Raw genomic sequence first — 401 nt, forward strand, 5'->3', positions numbered from 1 at the left:
TTCTTGGTCCAGCGCGCATCCATGTCTTTCTGCCGGCGCTTTGCGGGCTTCCAGTCGATTGGCATGGCACCTTCTCCAACGAGTGCTTTTTCCTCTTTGCTCATCGATTGCTTCGGCGCCTGCACGATGCTCGCGTCGACCATCTGGCCGCCACGCGCAATGTAGCCATGCCTGGAAAGCTGGCGGTTGACGGCGTCAAAGATACTCTCGCTGGCACCGGCCTTGAGCAGGCGCTCCTTGAACGTCCGGATCGTTGTCCGGTCCGGTATCTGACTACTGGAACGCAGTCCAACAAAGCGCTGGAAGCTCAGGCGGTCGAGCAACTGGAATTCCATTTGTTCGTCGCTCAGGTTGAACAACTGCTGGATCAGCAGGACCCGAACCATCAGTTCGGTCGGGAA

1 protein-coding gene is annotated in these 401 nt (G+C 58.1%); it reads right to left on the bottom strand.

What is annotated here, in order from left to right:
• The coding region (locus tag F2P44_RS34605) for a transposase (RefSeq protein WP_167094630.1) at positions 1-401 on the bottom strand (401 nt) is incomplete at both ends.

It is taken from the genome of Massilia frigida (genome assembly GCF_011682175.1).
GTDB classification, from domain to species: domain Bacteria; phylum Pseudomonadota; class Gammaproteobacteria; order Burkholderiales; family Burkholderiaceae_D; genus Telluria_A; species Telluria_A frigida.